A 15,432-nucleotide genomic window follows, 5' to 3' on the forward strand; every position below is an offset into this window, starting at 1 on the left:
TTATTTTGGATAACACTGCAGAGTATCATATGAAAAAGTATCTAACGATAATGGCAGTACCTTTTTTGTTCATGGGCCTGCAAGCAACAGCCCACGCGGAGTCCAAAGATTTTTATGACTTCCCGCCGGGATGGCCGTGCTGCCCGTTCAGTGATGCGAACCTTAAAACCAATATTCAGCCAATGAAAAATGCCACTGATACGTTACTGCAAATTCAGGGCGTAACTTTCGACTGGAAGGACGGTGGCCGTAAAGATATCGGCGTTCTTGCCCAAAACGTACAAAAAGTTTATCCGCAGTTGGTGCGCGAGGATAACAATCAGTTACGCGTCGACTACGAGAAACTTGTCGCCCCCCTGATCGAATCAGTGCGCGAAATGGATGCGCGTATCAAACAACTTGAAGCCGCGCAAAAATAGAACTAACAGTGGCGAGCGCCCAACCGGCCAACAGGGCAAGTCTGGTGGTCGGTTGAAGCGGTTCTGCCCTGTGCTGCAGGTTCCAGGACCTTGCTGAAAAACCTCCCCGCCTCATAAATCAGGTCACGATGGATGTCTTCTCGATCAACCCCTTGAGCATCCGTGCATAAACCGGGCATAACCGCCATTTGCTCGTCGCTGCAGGGCGCCATGAAGACGAAGTGCCCGGCACCGGGGATCATCTTGAACTCAGGTTCCACGGGCAGCTTGCGCGCCAGGGCATCGGCATTCTTATCGGGAAACACCAACTGATCGTTGTCACCGCTGTACAGCAGCACAGGCACATTCACATCAGCCAGGGTTTGCCGGCCGAACATCAGGCTCAAAGGCGCCATCAGCAACAGGGCTTTTACGCGAGGGTCCGAGACAGCGACCAAGTCATCACGATCGGCGATCAACTCGCCCTTGGTAGTACAGGCATCACGGTCTTCAGGGCGTTCCTGGCAATAGCGGCGCAGTCGATCCAGGTCAGGCTGGGCGCCGGCCAGGATCAACGCCGTTTCGCCCCCTGCCGAGTAACCGATGACCCCTGCTTGATCGTCTTGCACATAGGGTGACAAATCGTGATCGGCCAGAGTCGCGCTGATCGCAGCAGATATTTGCATCGGCCGCCCATAAAGGTTACTCAGTGTGCCCAGACGGCTGTGATCCTTGTAATTGTCGCCAGGGTGCAGCACGGCGACTACTACAAACCCCTTGCGCGCCAATGAGGTGGCCAGGTCATGCAACGCCAGTGGCGTGCCGGTGTTTCCATGGGACAGCATCAGCAGCGGATAACGGCCCATGGCGATTTTCGCGTCTTCGGTGGCTTGCACTTCGTAGCTGCCCATCTTGCTGACGCCTTCGGGATCCGTGGAAGGATAAAAGGCAATGGCGCGCATGGGCTGATCGTCCAGCGGATCGAGAAAGCTCAGGCGGTGAAAACCCACGCTCCAGTGGTATACGGGCTCAGCTTGCACCATGACAGGGCAACCTGCGATCAACAACACCAGTACCGCACACAGACGCATCATGGAGGCTCACCTTCAACGGTGCATTGCTCGACAGCATCACACTCTGCACAACCCGGGCCAGACGCAAAAAACTCCGTACCCCGATCCTTTTACAAAGACCAGAATACAGAGTTTAGACAGTGCTGCGCCTGAGATTGCTTACGCTGCGCTGAACAGATCCTGCTTGATATGCGCATGTGCATCGCTCATGGCTTTGCTGCGTACCTCGTCGCCATAGGCCAGGCCGTGGGCGCGGACAAATTCGACATCGGTAATGCCCATGAAGCCCAGCATCACTTTCAAGTAATCTTCGTGAGCTACGCCGGTTTCCTGACCCGCATGCAGGCCACCGGAGGTCGATACCACTACTACTTTCTTGTTGCCGCACAGCCCTACAGGGCCGGCTTCGGTATAACGAAAGGTCTGGCCAGCAACTGCGATGCGGTCAATCCAGGCCTTGAGCTGGGTTGGAATGGTGAAATTGTACATCGGCGCTGCAATCACCACCGCGTCAGCCGCGAGAAACTGGGCCAGGGTGTCAGCACTCAACTGGGCTTCGTGTTTTTGTGCCGCATCACGCAGCTCGGCCGGAGTACCGGCAGCCACCAGGGTGGCGGCCGAGAAATGCTCAATGGCTTCAGCGGCCAGGTCGCGGTAGCTGACCTCTACTTGTGGATCAGCAGCCTGCCATGCCTTGACCACTTCGCTGCTCAACTGACGGGATGCCGAGTTGTCGCCCAGAATGCTCGAATCGATATGCAACAGTTTCATGGTGATCTCCAGATGATGACCGCCTCTGGGCGATCTCGATGGAGGGGATACTACCAATGAAAGCAATCGACGATAAGTTGGCCATTATGCGATAGTTCGTCCCACCTGCAGGACAGTGAGCACGCCATGCAAGACCTTAACGACCTTTACTATTTCGCCAAGGTGGTCGAATCCGGTGGCTTCGCTGCTGCCGGACGATTGCTGGGCATCCCCAAGTCACGTCTGTCGCGGCGCGTGGCCGAACTTGAAGAGCGTCTGGGCGCCCGCTTGCTGCAGCGCACCACACGTCAGCTCAAGCTGACCGCTGTGGGCGAGCGTTATCTGCGCCATTGCCAGGCCATGTTGCTGGAAGCCGAAATGGCCGACGAAGCCGTTGCCAGCATGTCCAGCGAGCCACGCGGCCCCTTACGAGTGTCGTGCCCCGTGGGGCTGGCCCATGAGTTTATGCCCGGGGTGATCAGTTCCTTTCTGCAGGCCTATCCCCTGGTGCAGCTGGAGGTCAACCTGCTCAACCGTCGCGTCGATCTGGTCACCGACGGCATCGATGTGGCCTTACGGGTGCGCGAAGAAGGCGATGAAGACCCGTCGCTGGTCACGCGGCGCCTGCGTCAGGCCCGCACCGTGATGGTAGCCACCCCCGAGTTTGCCCGTAATTGGCCGGTTGATAGCCCTGAAGACCTGAAAAAAATCCCGCTGCTGGGAGCGCTCGAGGCCGATCGCATGGTTCACTTGCGCATGCTCGACGAGCACGGCAAGGGTTGCAACCTGGTGCTTGAAGCACGCCTGGGGGTTGACGATTTTATCGTGCGCAAAGCTTGCACCTTGGCCGGCCTGGGTTTCACCGTGTTGCCCATGATGTATTGCGAGCAGGAGCTGCAAGACGGCCAGCTTGTTCAACTATTGCCCAAATGGACCCTGCCGGGTGGCTGGCTGCACGCAGTGTATCCCCACAGACGCGGGGTGATACCGGCCGTGCGGGCCTGGATCGACCACCTGGTTGAGTCATTCGAAAGCTGTGGAGACAAACTGCTATGACCGCAATGACCAAACAGGATGTAGCCGAATTCTGCCGAAACCTGCCGGGCGCTCAGGAAGCAGTGAAATGGGGTGGGGTCGAGGTTTTTTTTATCGACGACAGCAAGATGTTTGCCCTGTTCAACCTCAACAGCAACGGGCTTTCATTCAAGGTCGAGAAAGAACTGTTTCTGGGCTACATCGATCGGCCGGGTATACGCCCGTCGCCTTATCTGGCGCGAGCGTACTGGATCAATATGCAAGCACCTTATCCGATGGGCGCTGAAGAACTGCAGGACCTGTTGCGCCGTTCCCACCAACTGGTGGTGGGAAAACTGGCGAAAAAACGTCAGATCGGTTTACTGCTGTAACCGCAACAACTGGAGAAACGACCTGTTCAGGAACAGGACGTCGATCCATACCACCTGATGCACAGCTACAATCAACCAGAACAACAGCTGATAAGACAATTTGCGGGTTTTGTGGCGAAACATTTGTTGCGCCACCAGTGCCCCTGGCCAACCGCCCAGCAGCTCAACCCCGTGCAAGACTTTCTCCGGCGTGCGCCACTGGCCAGCCGCGGCCTGTTGCTTGTCGTAGCGGTACAGGCCGAACGCCAGCAGGCTGGCCACTGCATAGGCCAGCAACGGCAGCGGGCTGCCCCCGGTGAGCAACACGCTCACCGAGCCACCCATCGGCAAGGCGCACAGCACTAGCAATACCAGCAACTTGAGCTTCAAGCCACGCACCGGTGCGCCGTTATGCCCATTCCTCACGCTGCAGCTGCCGTCCAGTCAATCCAGCCGAACTGCCAGGTGGCCAGGATCAACAGGCCAAAACCAATACGATACCAGGCAAAAGCGGCATAGCTGTGATTGGAAATAAACTTCAGCAAGGCGCGTACTGCGATCATGGCGAAGATAAACGAGGTGACAAAACCGATCGCGAAGACCGGCAGGTCGTCAGGCTGGAACAGATGACGGTACTTGTAGCCGGAGTAAACCGCAGCACCGACCATGGTCGGCATGGCCAGGAAGAATGAGAACTCGGTGGCCGCCTTGCGCGACAGACCAAACAGCAGGCCGCCGATAATGGTCGAACCCGAGCGCGAAGTGCCGGGAATCATCGCCAGACACTGGGCAAAGCCGATTTTCACCGCGTCTTTCCAGGTCATGTCGTCCACGGTTTCAGCGCGAATCACATGCTGGCGGCGCTCGGCCCACAGCATGATCACACCGCCAATCACCAGGGCCGTGGCCACGGTAATCGGGTTGAACAGGTACTCGTGGATCACATCGGCAAAAATCACCCCCAGCACCACCGCCGGCATCACCGCGATAATCAGGTTGGTGGTGAAACGACGTGCCTCGGGCTTGGTGGGCAAACCAACGACAACATCGATGATCTTGCGGCGAAACTCCCAGACCACAGCCAAAATCGCACCCAGCTGGATGATGATGTTGAATGCCATCGCCCGCTCGCCGCCAAAGTTGAGCAAGTCGGCCACAATAATCTGGTGGCCCGTACTCGAGATCGGCAAAAACTCCGTCAAGCCTTCAACGACGCCCAAAATCAACGCCTGAGCGGCAGTCCAAAGATCCATTATTCCCCCATAAAGCCCTGCCTCATGCAGAGCTGATTAGTCTTGATTAAGGTGTTGCAGCCACGGCCCCGGAGCAGGATAAAAGTGCGACATGCGCCCCGACGCGCTGTGAAAAAACTGTCAGAAATCAATAAAGATGAAGCTTTGCCAATTTCGGCCGAGATCCTATCAGACACGTTCCACTTTCGCTGCTATGACATGAGCTCGGTCTCGTCTGACAGGCAAGTCTGAAAAAAGTTGTTCTGTGAATCACCACAAGAAGAAAAACCAGGAGTGAGCCTTTATGAATACCCTGCGCGGGTTATCCATCAGCCGACGTTTATGGCTGATCTTGATTGTGGCCATGGCCATGCTGCTGGCGTTGGGATTGCTGATGCTAAAACAGATACATGACGATTTGTATGAAGGTAAAGCCCAGAAAACCCGGCACGTGGTACAAGCGGCCAGCGGGGTACTCAACTATTACCAGGGCCTGGAAGCTGCCGGCAGCTTGAGCCGTGAAGCCGCGCAACAGCAGGCGCTGACCGTGATCAGCCAGCTGCGCTATGACCACGATGACTATTTCTGGATCAATGACCTGCGCCCTTATATGGTCATGCACCCCACCAACCCCAAACTCGATGGCAAAGACCTGTCGGCCATCAAGGACCCGGACGGCTTTGCGATTTTCAACGAGATGGCCAGCCTGGCCAAAAGCAAAGGTTCAGGCATGGTGGACTACCGCTGGCCAAAACCGGGCGCCGAAGCGCCTGTGCAAAAAACCTCTTATGTACAACTGTTCGAGCCGTGGGGCTGGGTAATAGGCTCGGGCGTGTATATCGACGACATGCAGGCCGAGTTCCGCGCTCAAGCCTGGAAAGCCAGTTGGGCTGGCCTTGGCATCGCGTTGATCATGGCGCTGCTGGTGACCCTGATTGCTCGCAGCATCGTGCGACCGCTGCAAGAGGCCGTGCAGGCCATGGCCAATATCGCCAGTGGTGAAAGCGACCTGACCCGAAGCCTGGATACCCACGGCCGTGATGAGGTCACTTTACTGGCCCATCATTTCAATGCCTTTACCGCCAAGCTGCGCAATGTGATCAGCCATTTACAGGCCACTGCCACGGCACTCGACCAGTCCTCCACGGAACTGGGCAGTGACGCCAGCGCCGCGCAACAGCGCAGCCAGCAGCAAGCCCTGCAAATGGATCAGGTGGCCACGGCGATCAACGAAGTCACCTATGCCGTGCAAGATGTGGCGAAAAACGCCGAGCACGCAGCCAGCGAAATGCGCGGTGCGCAGTCACAAGCCGAGCTTGGACAGCAGAATATCGATACCAGCCTGGAACAGATCGGCCAGCTGTCCGCCACCATCCATCAGGCCGTCGAGGTGATCCGCACCCTGGCCACGCAAAGCAGCGAAATTGGCAGCGTGCTTGAAGTGATCCGCTCGATTGCCGAGCAAACCAACCTGCTGGCCCTCAACGCTGCGATCGAAGCAGCCCGCGCCGGTGAGCAGGGTCGGGGTTTTGCGGTGGTGGCGGACGAGGTTCGACTACTGGCCCAGCGCACGCAAAAATCCACGGCCGAAATCCAGACCATGATCGAAGGCCTGCAAAAACACTCGGAAGCCGCCGTCAACGTGATCGGCAGCAGCAGTCGCGCCTCCCAGCTGACCATCGAACAGGCCACCCAGGCCGGGCAGAGCCTGACCAGCATCGGCCAGGCCCTGAGCAACCTCAACGACCTCAATGCCTCGATAGCCAGCGCCACCCTGCAACAGGCCCATGTCGTGGAAGACATCAACCTGAATGTGACCCAGGCCGCCGAACTGTCCCAAGGCACCGCCCTGGCGGCAGAGCAATCAAGCGCTGCCAGTGCCCACCTCAAGGAGCTCAGCGTGCAGCTCAATGGGCTGTTACGTCAGTTTAAGGTTTAGAGGCAACCGCAAGCGGCAAGTGACAAGCAGCACGCTTGAAGCTTGCCCCTTGCAACTCGCCGTCAGGCGATGACAATGTCCGTGCTCGCCAGGGAGGCCAGCCCTACACCCACCAGGGTCACCGAGTCGCTGCCAAAGCTGAGCACGGTGTCATGCCCCGTCGCGCTGGCATGGACCCGGTAGTCCGCGTTGTAGCCACCATCCACCCCCAGGAATACCAACTTGTCACTGGGCTGGTAGCCCAGCAGCGTGTCGTTGCCAAAATGGCCGCTGAACACAAAGGTGTTATTACCGCCTGCCGACTCCAGCAGGTCATTGCCTGCGCCGCCAACAAACACCGTATTGCCGTGCAAACCGATCAAGTGATCGTTGCCGCCCTGCCCCAGCAGCCAGTCACCCTGCTCACCGGCCGTGAGGGTACTGTCCGCAGCCCCTGCCTTGACCGAGTGAGTGTAATCAGTGCGGTCTTTGCCGGCCCACAGCCCCTGATCATCAACTCGATGGCTGACTTCGCGGTGGGTCAGGCCCAGCCAGGCGGGCTCTTCGGTTATCAGGAAACTGATATCACGGGCAATAGTGATCCCGCCGTGGCTATCGCGCACATACAAGGCGCCCTGCCCGTCATTGACCACATCCACGCGGCTCAACGATTGTTGCAAGTCCAGCGTATTGACGCCTTTGCCACCCAGAATGATGTTGTAGCCGCCACTGTCACGGAAGGTGTCATTGCCGTCGCGACCTTCCAGGAAATCATTGCCGCGTCCCCCCTGAATCAAGTCATTACCGTCGCTGCCTATGATAAAGGTGCTGCCCTTGTGCGGTTCGGCGTTGCGATTGAGGTCCTGCACCCAGGTGTTTTCCCGTGCCGGACTGGACAAGTTGGCGACCACAATGGTCGAGTCCTTTTCGGTCAGGTCATAAAACGCCGAGTCGAAAATCCGCGTCATGCCGCTTTCATAGCCACTGGGCAAGTGGGTGATCCAGGTCGAAATATTGGCAATCGAAAAGGGCATCAGATTCCACGCGGTGGAAGCGTAGTGATCATTGAAACTGACAATATTGTTGGTGGCGGATGGCTGATGCGCGTCATGCACGCCCAGCGACGACAGATTGAAATCCGAACCATTGAGGGCACGGAACACCGGGTCGTTCTCGTAGCCGATATTGAGCACGTTGTCGGTGCTTTCGCTCTGGGTGGGTGAAGCAAAGGCTATGTACTTTGAGTCGCGATAAAACCCCGCCCAATGATCGCCACTCAGGTCTGCCAGGCTGTTGACGGCCAGGCCGCCAAGGCTGTGGCCACTGACCAGTACGTCGCTGCCGCTCAACCCTTGCGCGCTGGCAAAGGTCGCCACTTTGCCCAGGAGCATGTCAAACGCGTTGGCGCTGTAGTTTTTAGCGTAATCGGCAGGCCCGATCGCTGCCAGCAAATCGCTGATGGCATCGCCGATGGAATCGCTGATCAGCGACTCACGCGGTCCGCTGGTGCCGCGAAAACCGATACCGATGGAAGTCAGTTGGCCATCGGCTGCGTACTTGCCGAGGATCTCCACCTGGGCAGTGCCGTAGCCGGCTTTTTCACCAAAAAAAGTCCCGCGCTGATCGACTTTGCCTGTGTAGCCCAACTGTTCTGCACTGATAGGGGTCCACCCGGCTTTTTCGACCGCCTCGCGGGCAAGCTTTTCCGAATCGGGGTTCCAGGGAATCCCCGGCACTACCCCTTGGGCATCGGTACCGCCGAGCAAGGCCTTGACCAGTGTGGCAGGCAGCCCGGTGCCAAGGCCATGTTGCTGGTAACCCACGGCAAAGCCGTTGTCCAGGTTGTGATAGCTGTACAGCATGATTGCCATCGCATCCTTGAACTGTGTTGCCGATACGCTGGAACCCACATCCTTGTAGTCAAACACTGCCATGGTTTTTCTCTCTTCGTTGATCAAATCAATATGCTTGCCCCGGCGCGATAAACGCTTCATCGACCCGTGCCAGGTCCTGCGCGCCCAGGGTGCCTGCGTAAAAATGCAGCTTGGTCCAGGCCAGCAGATAGTCGTAACGGGTTTGCGCAAGGTCACGCCGCGTGCTGTACAGCTGCTGCTCGGCGTTTAGCGCATCGAGGTTGACCCGCTCCCCGCCCAGAATGCTCTGACGGGTCGATACGACCAGCGCCTCGGCTGAAATCAGCGCTTTTTGATAAGCCCGTAGTTTGCTCACGCCCGACTGGCAGGCATTGAACTGGCGTCGCAGTTCGATAAGGGTTTCACGGGTTTTGCCTTCCAGCTCGTACTCCACTTGGGCCAGATTGCTGCTGGCTTGACGCACCGAGGCCGACACCCCGCCCCCTGCATACAGCGGCACACTGATCTCAATGCCGATGGTGTTGGTGTCGTAGCGCTGGTTGTAGGTGTTGCCACTGTCGGATTCCATCTTTCGCACGCTGGCATAGGCATTGAGTTTGGGCAGATGCCCTGCCCGGTTGCGTTCAACTTCGTACCTTGCCACTTCCAGCGCCTCACGCTGCGACGCCAGTAACGGATTACTCTCCAGTGCCATTTCATGCCAGCTCGAGAAACTCCCCGGTTCCAGCGGCAATGAGCTGAAACTGCGGGTCAATGGCGTCAGCTCATCGATATCCAGGGTGGCCACGCCAATCAACGCGCCCAGCTCGCGCAAGGCCGCATCCTGCTCGTCATGGGCCTGGATTTCCTCGGCAGTGGCCAGCTCGTAACGCGACTCGGCCTCCAGAATGTCGGTGCGGGTGCCCTCGCCCTGGCGAAACATATGCTCGTTTTGCCGAAACTGCTGCTCATAGGCTTTTTTCTTGGCCCGGGCATTGTCGATCTGGTCTTGCGCAAACAACGCCTGGGTGTAATGGGTCAGCACCCGCACCAGCAGTTCCTGACTTTTGCTGCGAAATGTCTCATCGGCAAACAGCGACTGGGCCACGCCTTTACGGTAATTGGCGTACGCCTCGTAATCGATCAATGGCTGCTGCAAGGTCAAGGTCGAACCATAACTGTTGTAGTTGCGGTCGTCGTGGGTATTGCCACGCTCATTCAAATAGGTGGCCTGGGAGTTATTGCGGCCTTTGTTGTAGTTGTACGAGAGTTTGGGCAGCAGCCCGGCACGACCAATATTGCGACTCTCCAGGCCCGCGTCCCGCGCCTTGATGGCGGCGAGGAACTCGGGATCATTGCGCAAGGCCTGTTCATATACCTGAAACGGCCCCAGTGCCTGTGCGCTGGCTGCGAGGCCCGCCCACAGCGCGAGGCCCAGGCCCAACATCGAAGCTGTTTTCATAAATGGCAGCATCCTAGCGCTCAGTCAACGCAGACCCTGCGCGATCCAGCAGCGGTTTAAACAGGTAATTGAGCAGCGAGCGCTCGCCCGTGCGTACAAACATCTCGGCCGGCATGCCAGGTTTAATCACCAACCCGTTGAGTTTCTCCAGCGCCTGATCACTCACCGAACTGCGCAGCACGTAGTACGGCATGCCGGTTTTTTCATCGAGCAACTGGTCGGCGGAAACCAGGTTGACCTGCCCCGACACACGCGGTGTGCTGCTTTGATTGAATGCCGTAAACAGAATATCCACTGGCAACTGGCTGCCCACCCTGTCCACCAGATGCACCGGCAGGCGTCCCTCGACCTCAAGGCGGGTGCCCTGCGGCACGATCTCCAGCAGGGTTTCGCCCGCCCGCACCACCGCGCCTTCGGTATGCACGCTGAGGTTGACTGCGATGCCATCAGCTGGCGCAGAGATTTCACTGTGCTGCAGGTCAAACCCGGCCGAAGTCAGTTGCTGCTCCAGGGTCAGGGTTTTGAGCTGGGCATCGGCCAGTTGGCTACGCACTTCCTTCTGATATTCATCGATGTGCTGCGCCAGTTTGAGCCGCGACTCCACAATACCCTGCTCGATACGCCCGCTTTCACCGGCGTTCTGCGCCAAATCCTGCTGCACCTGTGACAGCTGCCGCTCGTATTCCATCAGGCGATTGCGCGGGATATACCCTTTTTCAGCCAGGGGGCGCAGGTTGCTCAACTGCTGGCGCAGGGAGTCGGCCTGCGCTATTTGATCGCTGCGCGCACGACGCATACCGTCCAGTTGCCGGGTTGCGCCTTCGACACTGGCCTTGAGCCCGGCCTGTTCACGGGCAAAGGCTTCGCGCCGGCTACTGAACAACTGCTGCTGCCCCTCCAGTACCAGGGCCAGCCGAGGGTCAGGGTCCAGACTCAATTCCGGCGCAAAACTCACCCGTGCCAGGTTGTCACGCTCGCTTTGCCAGCGCGCCTGGCTGGCCCAGGCCATGCGGTACTGCGCGCGCAAGGATTGCACGTCAGCTTCAACCTGGGTCTGGTCCAGTCGAAACAATACCTCGCCCTGACGTACTGTCTGGCCCTCGCGCACCAGAATCTGGCTCATCACTCCGGCACCCAACGACTGCACTGCCTTGCGCTTGCCCGAGACCACCACCGTACCCTGTACCGGTATGCCTTCGTCCAGCGGTGCAAGGCTGGCCCAGAGAAAAAAGCTGCCCGCTCCGACCAGGGTCAGCACCCAGCCTGCCCGCACGTAAAATCCCGCCCCGCGCTCGCGCACGGGCGGTTGATTGTGGTCATTCATCAATCCAGCGTCCTTGCTCATGCTTCAGCACTCTGACGGTTGATACTGGCCGCCTGCGGCGCGGCGTGTTGCTGCTGGGCCCCGGACAAGGCTTTGAGCACCTCGGCACTTGGCCCGAACACCTGGCAGCGACCTTCATTGAGTACCAGCAGTTTGTCGGCCTGGGCCAGCGACGCCGAACGGTGCGTCACCAGCACCACGGTGCAGCCCTGCGCCTTGAGGTGAGCAATGGCCCGGGTCAGGGCTGCGTCACCGACGGCATCGAGGTTGGAGTTGGGTTCATCCAGCACCACCAGCCGCGGATTGCCATACAAGGCACGCGCCAGAGCGACCCGCTGCTTTTGCCCGCCCGACAGGCCACTGCCCTCGTCCCCCAGAACCGTGTCGTAACCTTGCGCCAAACGCAAAATCATCTCGTGAACCCCGGCCTGCTGCGCCGCAGCGACCACCTGCCGGGGATCTGCCTCACGAAAGCGGGCGATATTCTCGGCAATGCTGCCGCTGAACAGCTCGATGTCCTGGGGCAGGTAGCCGATATGTGGGCCCAATTGATCGCGGTTCCACTGGTGAATGTCCGCGCCATCCAAACGCACCGTGCCCGCCAGCGTCGGCCAGACGCCTACCAGTACCCGCGCCAGGGTCGACTTGCCCGAACCCGACGCACCCAGCACACCGAGCACCTCGCCTGCATTGAGGCTAAAGCTGACCTGATGCAAGGTGGGCAGGCGCTGTCCCGGCGGTGCCGCACTGACCTGTTCAAAGCTCACCTGACCCATGGGGGCTGGCAGCTGCATGTTGTCTTCACTGGGCGGATGCTCGCGCAACAGACTGTCCAGGCGTTGATAGGCCAACTTTGCCGAGCTCCATTGCTTCCAGACAGCGATCAACTGATCGATGGGGCTCAGCACACGGCCCATCAAAATCGAACCGGCAATCATCATGCCCGCGCTCATATCACCGTTGATCACCAGCAAGGCACCCAGGCCGAGCACCAGTGACTGCAGGCACAAGCGCAAGGTTTTGCTCACCGAACCAATCACTGCGCCGGTGTCACTGGCCTTGTTTTGCTCGGCCAGAAATCGCGAATGCAGGTTAAACCAGCGTTGGCGCAACACTCCCAGCATGCCCATGGCCTGAATGGTCTCGGCATTGTGCAGGTGGCTGGTAGCCAATTGGCTGGATTGTTGGGAGTACAGGCTGGCCTGGCTCAGGGGCTTGCGCGTCATCACTTCATTGATGCACGCCAGGGCTATGAGCAGCAGTGCCCCAGCCGTCGCCATAAGACCGAGCCAGGGACTGAACAGAAAGATCACGCACAAATAGACGGGAAACCACGGAGCATCAAAGAAGGCGAACAGCGCCGGACCGGTGACAAACTGGCGGATCAGGGTCAAATCCCCCAATGCCTGCCCGGCGTGGGCCTGGCCGCTGAACAGGTTGCGCTCAAACGCGGCGCGGTACACCTGTTGGTTGAACCTGCGCTCCAGCTGGCTGCCGATGCGGATCACAATAAAACTGCGGACCGTTTCAAGCATCCCGATAAAGATGAAAAAACCCACCACCATGAATGACAGCATGGCCAGCGTTGTTGTGTTCTGTGACGACAGTACCCGGTCATACACCTGGAGCATGTAAATCGATGGCACCAGCATCAATATATTGATCAGGGCAGTAAAGCAGCCCACGCTGACCAGAATGCTCTTATAGTCAGCCAGTGCATGTATCAACGGCGCAACGGTGCTGTTTTTCAATCGCCTCATGAATCGTCCTTGATCGATAAGTACGGCTTTCGCACATAAATAAAACTGACAGGCGCACTTGCGCCGCTCCTAACAGGGGGCGCCCAGCCTCGCGCGATTGAAGTTACAATTTCAGTACAACTTAATGATTGCCACGCACCATCACCAACACTGTTTTGGGTTTGATCTTTGCTTCATAGTGACCGGGCTCAATCCGGTTCATATGCACCAGTGCTGTTCCATCCTCGCCCATCAGAAACAGACCGTCCGGTGTTGGCGACCAACTTTTTGGCACTTCGCCCAACCATGTTTTCAAACACTTCACTTGCGCACTGAAGGTTTTATGTTCGGCAATCAACTGCACCTTGCAGGCCTCTTTTGCATCGCCCTGCAGGTAAAACGTCCAACTGCCCGCCAGTTGTGCGGGGCTCATCAACAGCAAGGAATTGGCCATGGCGCTCTCTGTGGTAAAAGTCAGCAGTGCGGCGATACACCCCACTGCCCTGAATAAACGGTATGCCAAATGACTCATGATTTCAGGCTTCCTGGCAGAGGGCAGCGCTTGCGCGCTGCCCGTGTACCGGCAGGCTTAGACAACGATGTCGTAAGTTGCCACTTGGCCCACAGTGTTCACCAGGAAGTCGGCAACGGCATGACCGCTGAAATCGACCGCAAAGTGGCCCAGGTTGCTGGCCGTGTCATAGCTGACAATCGCTTCACCGGCACGGCCGGTAAAGGCCTCGACAAAGTTAAGCCCGGCCAGCTTGGTGATGGCCGATACATCAATTTTGTCGATACCGGACTGGAAGTCCATGATGATATCGGCTGCACCCGGCGCAGAGTCAGACACCGCGCCAAACACAAACACATCTGAACCCGTACCGCCCCACAAGGTATCAGCACCGCCGCCGCCATAGATAATGTCGTTGCCGGCGCCGCCCTTGAGCACATTGTCAGCGCTGTTGCCGATCAGCAGATCGTTGCCCGAACCGCCAATGGCGTTTTCCACGGTGACGCCCTGGGCAATCGACACGTTGCCGGTCATGCCGCCAACATCGGAGAACGAGCCTGCAGTCAGGTTGATCTTCTGGTTCTGGCTAAAGCCGGAGAAGTCCAGGGTGTCGTTGCCGCCACCGTCCCACACCGAGAAAATCAGCTTGGAACTGGCAGACGTCGCGCTGTAGAAATCACGATCGGCGGTGGAGTTGAAACCATAGACCGTATCGCCAGCGCGGGTTTCGAGGTTGGCGCCATAGAGTTTCTGCACCGCCGCAATATCATCCAGCAATGGCGCAGAGGCGTAAGCACCTTCGCCACTATTGGTGAAATGCTGGCCGGTGTTGCTTTCACTCCAGTAGCTCATAACGCTGTAGGCACGGGTGTCTTCGCCATACACCGCATCCCGGTAGGTCGGGTTGCCATTGCCGGCGTTGTAGTCACCCGGGTGCGACAGGCCCAGTGTATGGCCGATTTCATGGGTCAGGGTCTGGCGACCATAGTTGCCTTCACCCGGGGTCTTGTTGACCTCATAGTCCTTGTTGATCAAGTACCACGACTCACCCTTGCGCGAACTGCTGGGTAGATAGGCAAACGCCGCACCGCCGTTACTTGCACTGAAATTGGCAAAGGTCATGTGGCCATCACCGCCACGGACTGCAGCGCCTTCAGTGAAGGTCACCTTGGCCACATCGGCCCAGGATTCCAGCGACAGCTTGGCCTGGTCTTTCTGCAGCGAGGAAAACTGGCTGAAAGTGCCCAGGCCACGGGTCGCGTAACCCACCGGCGGTGCCGTGAGGAACGTGTAGGTAAGGTTGATCACACCGTCGCCGTTGAGGTCGTGCCAACTGGCGCCGGAACGCGTGAGCTGATCGGCGGCCTGGTCGGTAGTGAGCGAAGGTTTGCCATTGACCAGATGATCACCACGATCATAGAAATGGCTAAAGTTATCAATCTGAGTGAAGGCAGAACTGCTGGCGCTTGCCGCTTGTACCTGGCCAACGGACAGTGCCGCTTTCTCTTTAAGTTTCGACATGTAAACATTTCCTTGTTTAGCAGTAGAAAGTTTATTGACAGACCACGACGACCCCTTGGCGAGATCGTCCTATCACTCGCCGTTTATGGCGGAGCAAAACTGACACAACCTGAAATATTTAGTCCAGTACTTTTTTACGGCTTATTTGCGCAAACGGCGCAAGTTCCCGGAAACATTGAATACTTGACCGGCAGTATTTTTTTATCCGTTATCGGCCACTAACTGACTGCCTGGTCTAATTATAAAAAGTTAAATTAAACGGCTTC

At 57.9% G+C, this 15,432-nt stretch carries 14 protein-coding genes; 4 read left to right on the forward strand and 10 right to left on the reverse strand.

The window, feature by feature from the left end; all coding sequences use genetic code 11:
- Positions 1–29 precede the first annotated feature (29 nt).
- Positions 30–419 (forward strand): tail fiber domain-containing protein, encoded by a 390-nt coding sequence (locus ACP7BE_RS04580; RefSeq protein WP_095000160.1) that lies wholly within the window; start codon positions 30–32, stop codon positions 417–419.
- Between the two features lie 2 nt (positions 420–421).
- Here the strand turns inward: ACP7BE_RS04580 and ACP7BE_RS04585 are convergent, their stop codons facing one another.
- Positions 422–1,492: an alpha/beta hydrolase family protein gene (locus ACP7BE_RS04585; RefSeq protein WP_426104920.1), complete on the reverse strand. Its 1,071-nt coding sequence runs from the start codon at positions 1,490–1,492 to the stop codon at positions 422–424.
- 138 nt (positions 1,493–1,630) lie between these two features.
- The gene (locus ACP7BE_RS04590) at positions 1,631–2,242 is read right to left on the reverse strand and encodes an FMN-dependent NADH-azoreductase (protein WP_095000158.1); all 612 of its coding nucleotides are present in this window, start codon (positions 2,240–2,242) and stop codon (positions 1,631–1,633) included.
- Positions 2,243–2,368: 126 nt separating this feature from the next.
- On the opposite strand from ACP7BE_RS04590, the gene ACP7BE_RS04595 reads away from it, so the two are divergent.
- Positions 2,369–3,277: a LysR substrate-binding domain-containing protein gene (locus tag ACP7BE_RS04595; RefSeq protein ID WP_095000157.1), complete on the forward strand. Its 909-nt coding sequence runs from the start codon at positions 2,369–2,371 to the stop codon at positions 3,275–3,277.
- A gap of 5 nt (positions 3,278–3,282) precedes the next feature.
- Positions 3,283–3,627, forward strand: coding sequence for an MmcQ/YjbR family DNA-binding protein (locus ACP7BE_RS04600; RefSeq protein WP_095018561.1), 345 nt, complete (start codon positions 3,283–3,285; stop codon positions 3,625–3,627).
- On the opposite strand, the gene ACP7BE_RS04605 is transcribed toward ACP7BE_RS04600, so the two are convergent.
- Entirely contained in the window at positions 3,616–4,032 is a 417-nt protein-coding gene (locus ACP7BE_RS04605; protein ID WP_095000156.1) for a DUF1294 domain-containing protein, read from the reverse strand. The two genes, ACP7BE_RS04600 and ACP7BE_RS04605, sit on opposite strands and share 12 nt — an antisense overlap.
- Entirely contained in the window at positions 4,029–4,859 is an 831-nt protein-coding gene (locus ACP7BE_RS04610) for an undecaprenyl-diphosphate phosphatase (RefSeq protein ID WP_095000155.1), read from the reverse strand. Before ACP7BE_RS04610 ends, ACP7BE_RS04605 begins: the two co-directional genes overlap by 4 nt.
- A gap of 283 nt (positions 4,860–5,142) precedes the next feature.
- Here ACP7BE_RS04610 and ACP7BE_RS04615 point away from each other — a divergent pair, with 283 nt between their 5' ends.
- The gene (locus ACP7BE_RS04615) at positions 5,143–6,777 is read left to right on the forward strand and encodes a methyl-accepting chemotaxis protein (RefSeq protein ID WP_095000154.1); all 1,635 of its coding nucleotides are present in this window, start codon (positions 5,143–5,145) and stop codon (positions 6,775–6,777) included.
- A gap of 62 nt (positions 6,778–6,839) precedes the next feature.
- Here the strand turns inward: ACP7BE_RS04615 and ACP7BE_RS04620 are convergent, their stop codons facing one another.
- The 6 genes from ACP7BE_RS04620 to ACP7BE_RS04645 form a co-directional block, all read right to left on the reverse strand.
- Positions 6,840–8,690, reverse strand: coding sequence for a polyurethane esterase (locus tag ACP7BE_RS04620; protein WP_426105356.1), 1,851 nt, complete (start codon positions 8,688–8,690; stop codon positions 6,840–6,842).
- Positions 8,691–8,715: 25 nt separating this feature from the next.
- The gene (locus ACP7BE_RS04625) at positions 8,716–10,071 is read right to left on the reverse strand and encodes a TolC family outer membrane protein (RefSeq protein ID WP_426104924.1); all 1,356 of its coding nucleotides are present in this window, start codon (positions 10,069–10,071) and stop codon (positions 8,716–8,718) included.
- Between the two features lie 13 nt (positions 10,072–10,084).
- Positions 10,085–11,395: an HlyD family type I secretion periplasmic adaptor subunit gene (locus ACP7BE_RS04630; RefSeq protein ID WP_222931184.1), complete on the reverse strand. Its 1,311-nt coding sequence runs from the start codon at positions 11,393–11,395 to the stop codon at positions 10,085–10,087.
- A gap of 17 nt (positions 11,396–11,412) precedes the next feature.
- A complete protein-coding gene (locus tag ACP7BE_RS04635) occupies positions 11,413–13,155 on the reverse strand; it encodes a type I secretion system permease/ATPase (RefSeq protein WP_138737961.1) in 1,743 nt (580 codons plus the stop codon).
- Between the two features lie 121 nt (positions 13,156–13,276).
- Positions 13,277–13,666 (reverse strand): AprI/Inh family metalloprotease inhibitor, encoded by a 390-nt coding sequence (locus tag ACP7BE_RS04640; protein ID WP_095000151.1) that lies wholly within the window; start codon positions 13,664–13,666, stop codon positions 13,277–13,279.
- A 57-nt stretch (positions 13,667–13,723) separates the two neighbouring features.
- Positions 13,724–15,166: a serralysin family metalloprotease gene (locus ACP7BE_RS04645; protein ID WP_426104927.1), complete on the reverse strand. Its 1,443-nt coding sequence runs from the start codon at positions 15,164–15,166 to the stop codon at positions 13,724–13,726.
- Between the last annotated feature and the right edge of the window lie 266 nt (positions 15,167–15,432).

The organism is Pseudomonas sp. TWR1-1-3 (assembly GCF_049896805.1).
GTDB lineage: Bacteria > Pseudomonadota > Gammaproteobacteria > Pseudomonadales > Pseudomonadaceae > Aquipseudomonas > Aquipseudomonas bubulae.

What these genes read in the sequence shown, in the direction of transcription:
- ACP7BE_RS04595 (WP_095000157.1), top strand. Translation starts at nt 2,369, where the DNA reads ATGCAAGACCTTAACGACCTTTACTATTTCGCCAAGGTGGTCGAATCC.
- ACP7BE_RS04610 (WP_095000155.1), bottom strand. Translation starts at nt 4,859, where the DNA reads ATGGATCTTTGGACTGCCGCTCAGGCGTTGATTTTGGGCGTCGTTGAA.
- ACP7BE_RS04625 (WP_426104924.1), bottom strand. Translation starts at nt 10,071, where the DNA reads ATGAAAACAGCTTCGATGTTGGGCCTGGGCCTCGCGCTGTGGGCGGGC.
- ACP7BE_RS04600 (WP_095018561.1), top strand. Translation starts at nt 3,283, where the DNA reads ATGACCAAACAGGATGTAGCCGAATTCTGCCGAAACCTGCCGGGCGCT.
- ACP7BE_RS04630 (WP_222931184.1), bottom strand. Translation starts at nt 11,395, where the DNA reads ATGAATGACCACAATCAACCGCCCGTGCGCGAGCGCGGGGCGGGATTT.
- ACP7BE_RS04585 (WP_426104920.1), bottom strand. Translation starts at nt 1,492, where the DNA reads ATGATGCGTCTGTGTGCGGTACTGGTGTTGTTGATCGCAGGTTGCCCT.
- ACP7BE_RS04620 (WP_426105356.1), bottom strand. Translation starts at nt 8,690, where the DNA reads ATGGCAGTGTTTGACTACAAGGATGTGGGTTCCAGCGTATCGGCAACA.
- ACP7BE_RS04615 (WP_095000154.1), top strand. Translation starts at nt 5,143, where the DNA reads ATGAATACCCTGCGCGGGTTATCCATCAGCCGACGTTTATGGCTGATC.
- ACP7BE_RS04590 (WP_095000158.1), bottom strand. Translation starts at nt 2,242, where the DNA reads ATGAAACTGTTGCATATCGATTCGAGCATTCTGGGCGACAACTCGGCA.
- ACP7BE_RS04635 (WP_138737961.1), bottom strand. Translation starts at nt 13,155, where the DNA reads ATGAGGCGATTGAAAAACAGCACCGTTGCGCCGTTGATACATGCACTG.
- ACP7BE_RS04640 (WP_095000151.1), bottom strand. Translation starts at nt 13,666, where the DNA reads ATGAGTCATTTGGCATACCGTTTATTCAGGGCAGTGGGGTGTATCGCC.
- ACP7BE_RS04580 (WP_095000160.1), top strand. Translation starts at nt 30, where the DNA reads ATGAAAAAGTATCTAACGATAATGGCAGTACCTTTTTTGTTCATGGGC.
- ACP7BE_RS04645 (WP_426104927.1), bottom strand. Translation starts at nt 15,166, where the DNA reads ATGTCGAAACTTAAAGAGAAAGCGGCACTGTCCGTTGGCCAGGTACAA.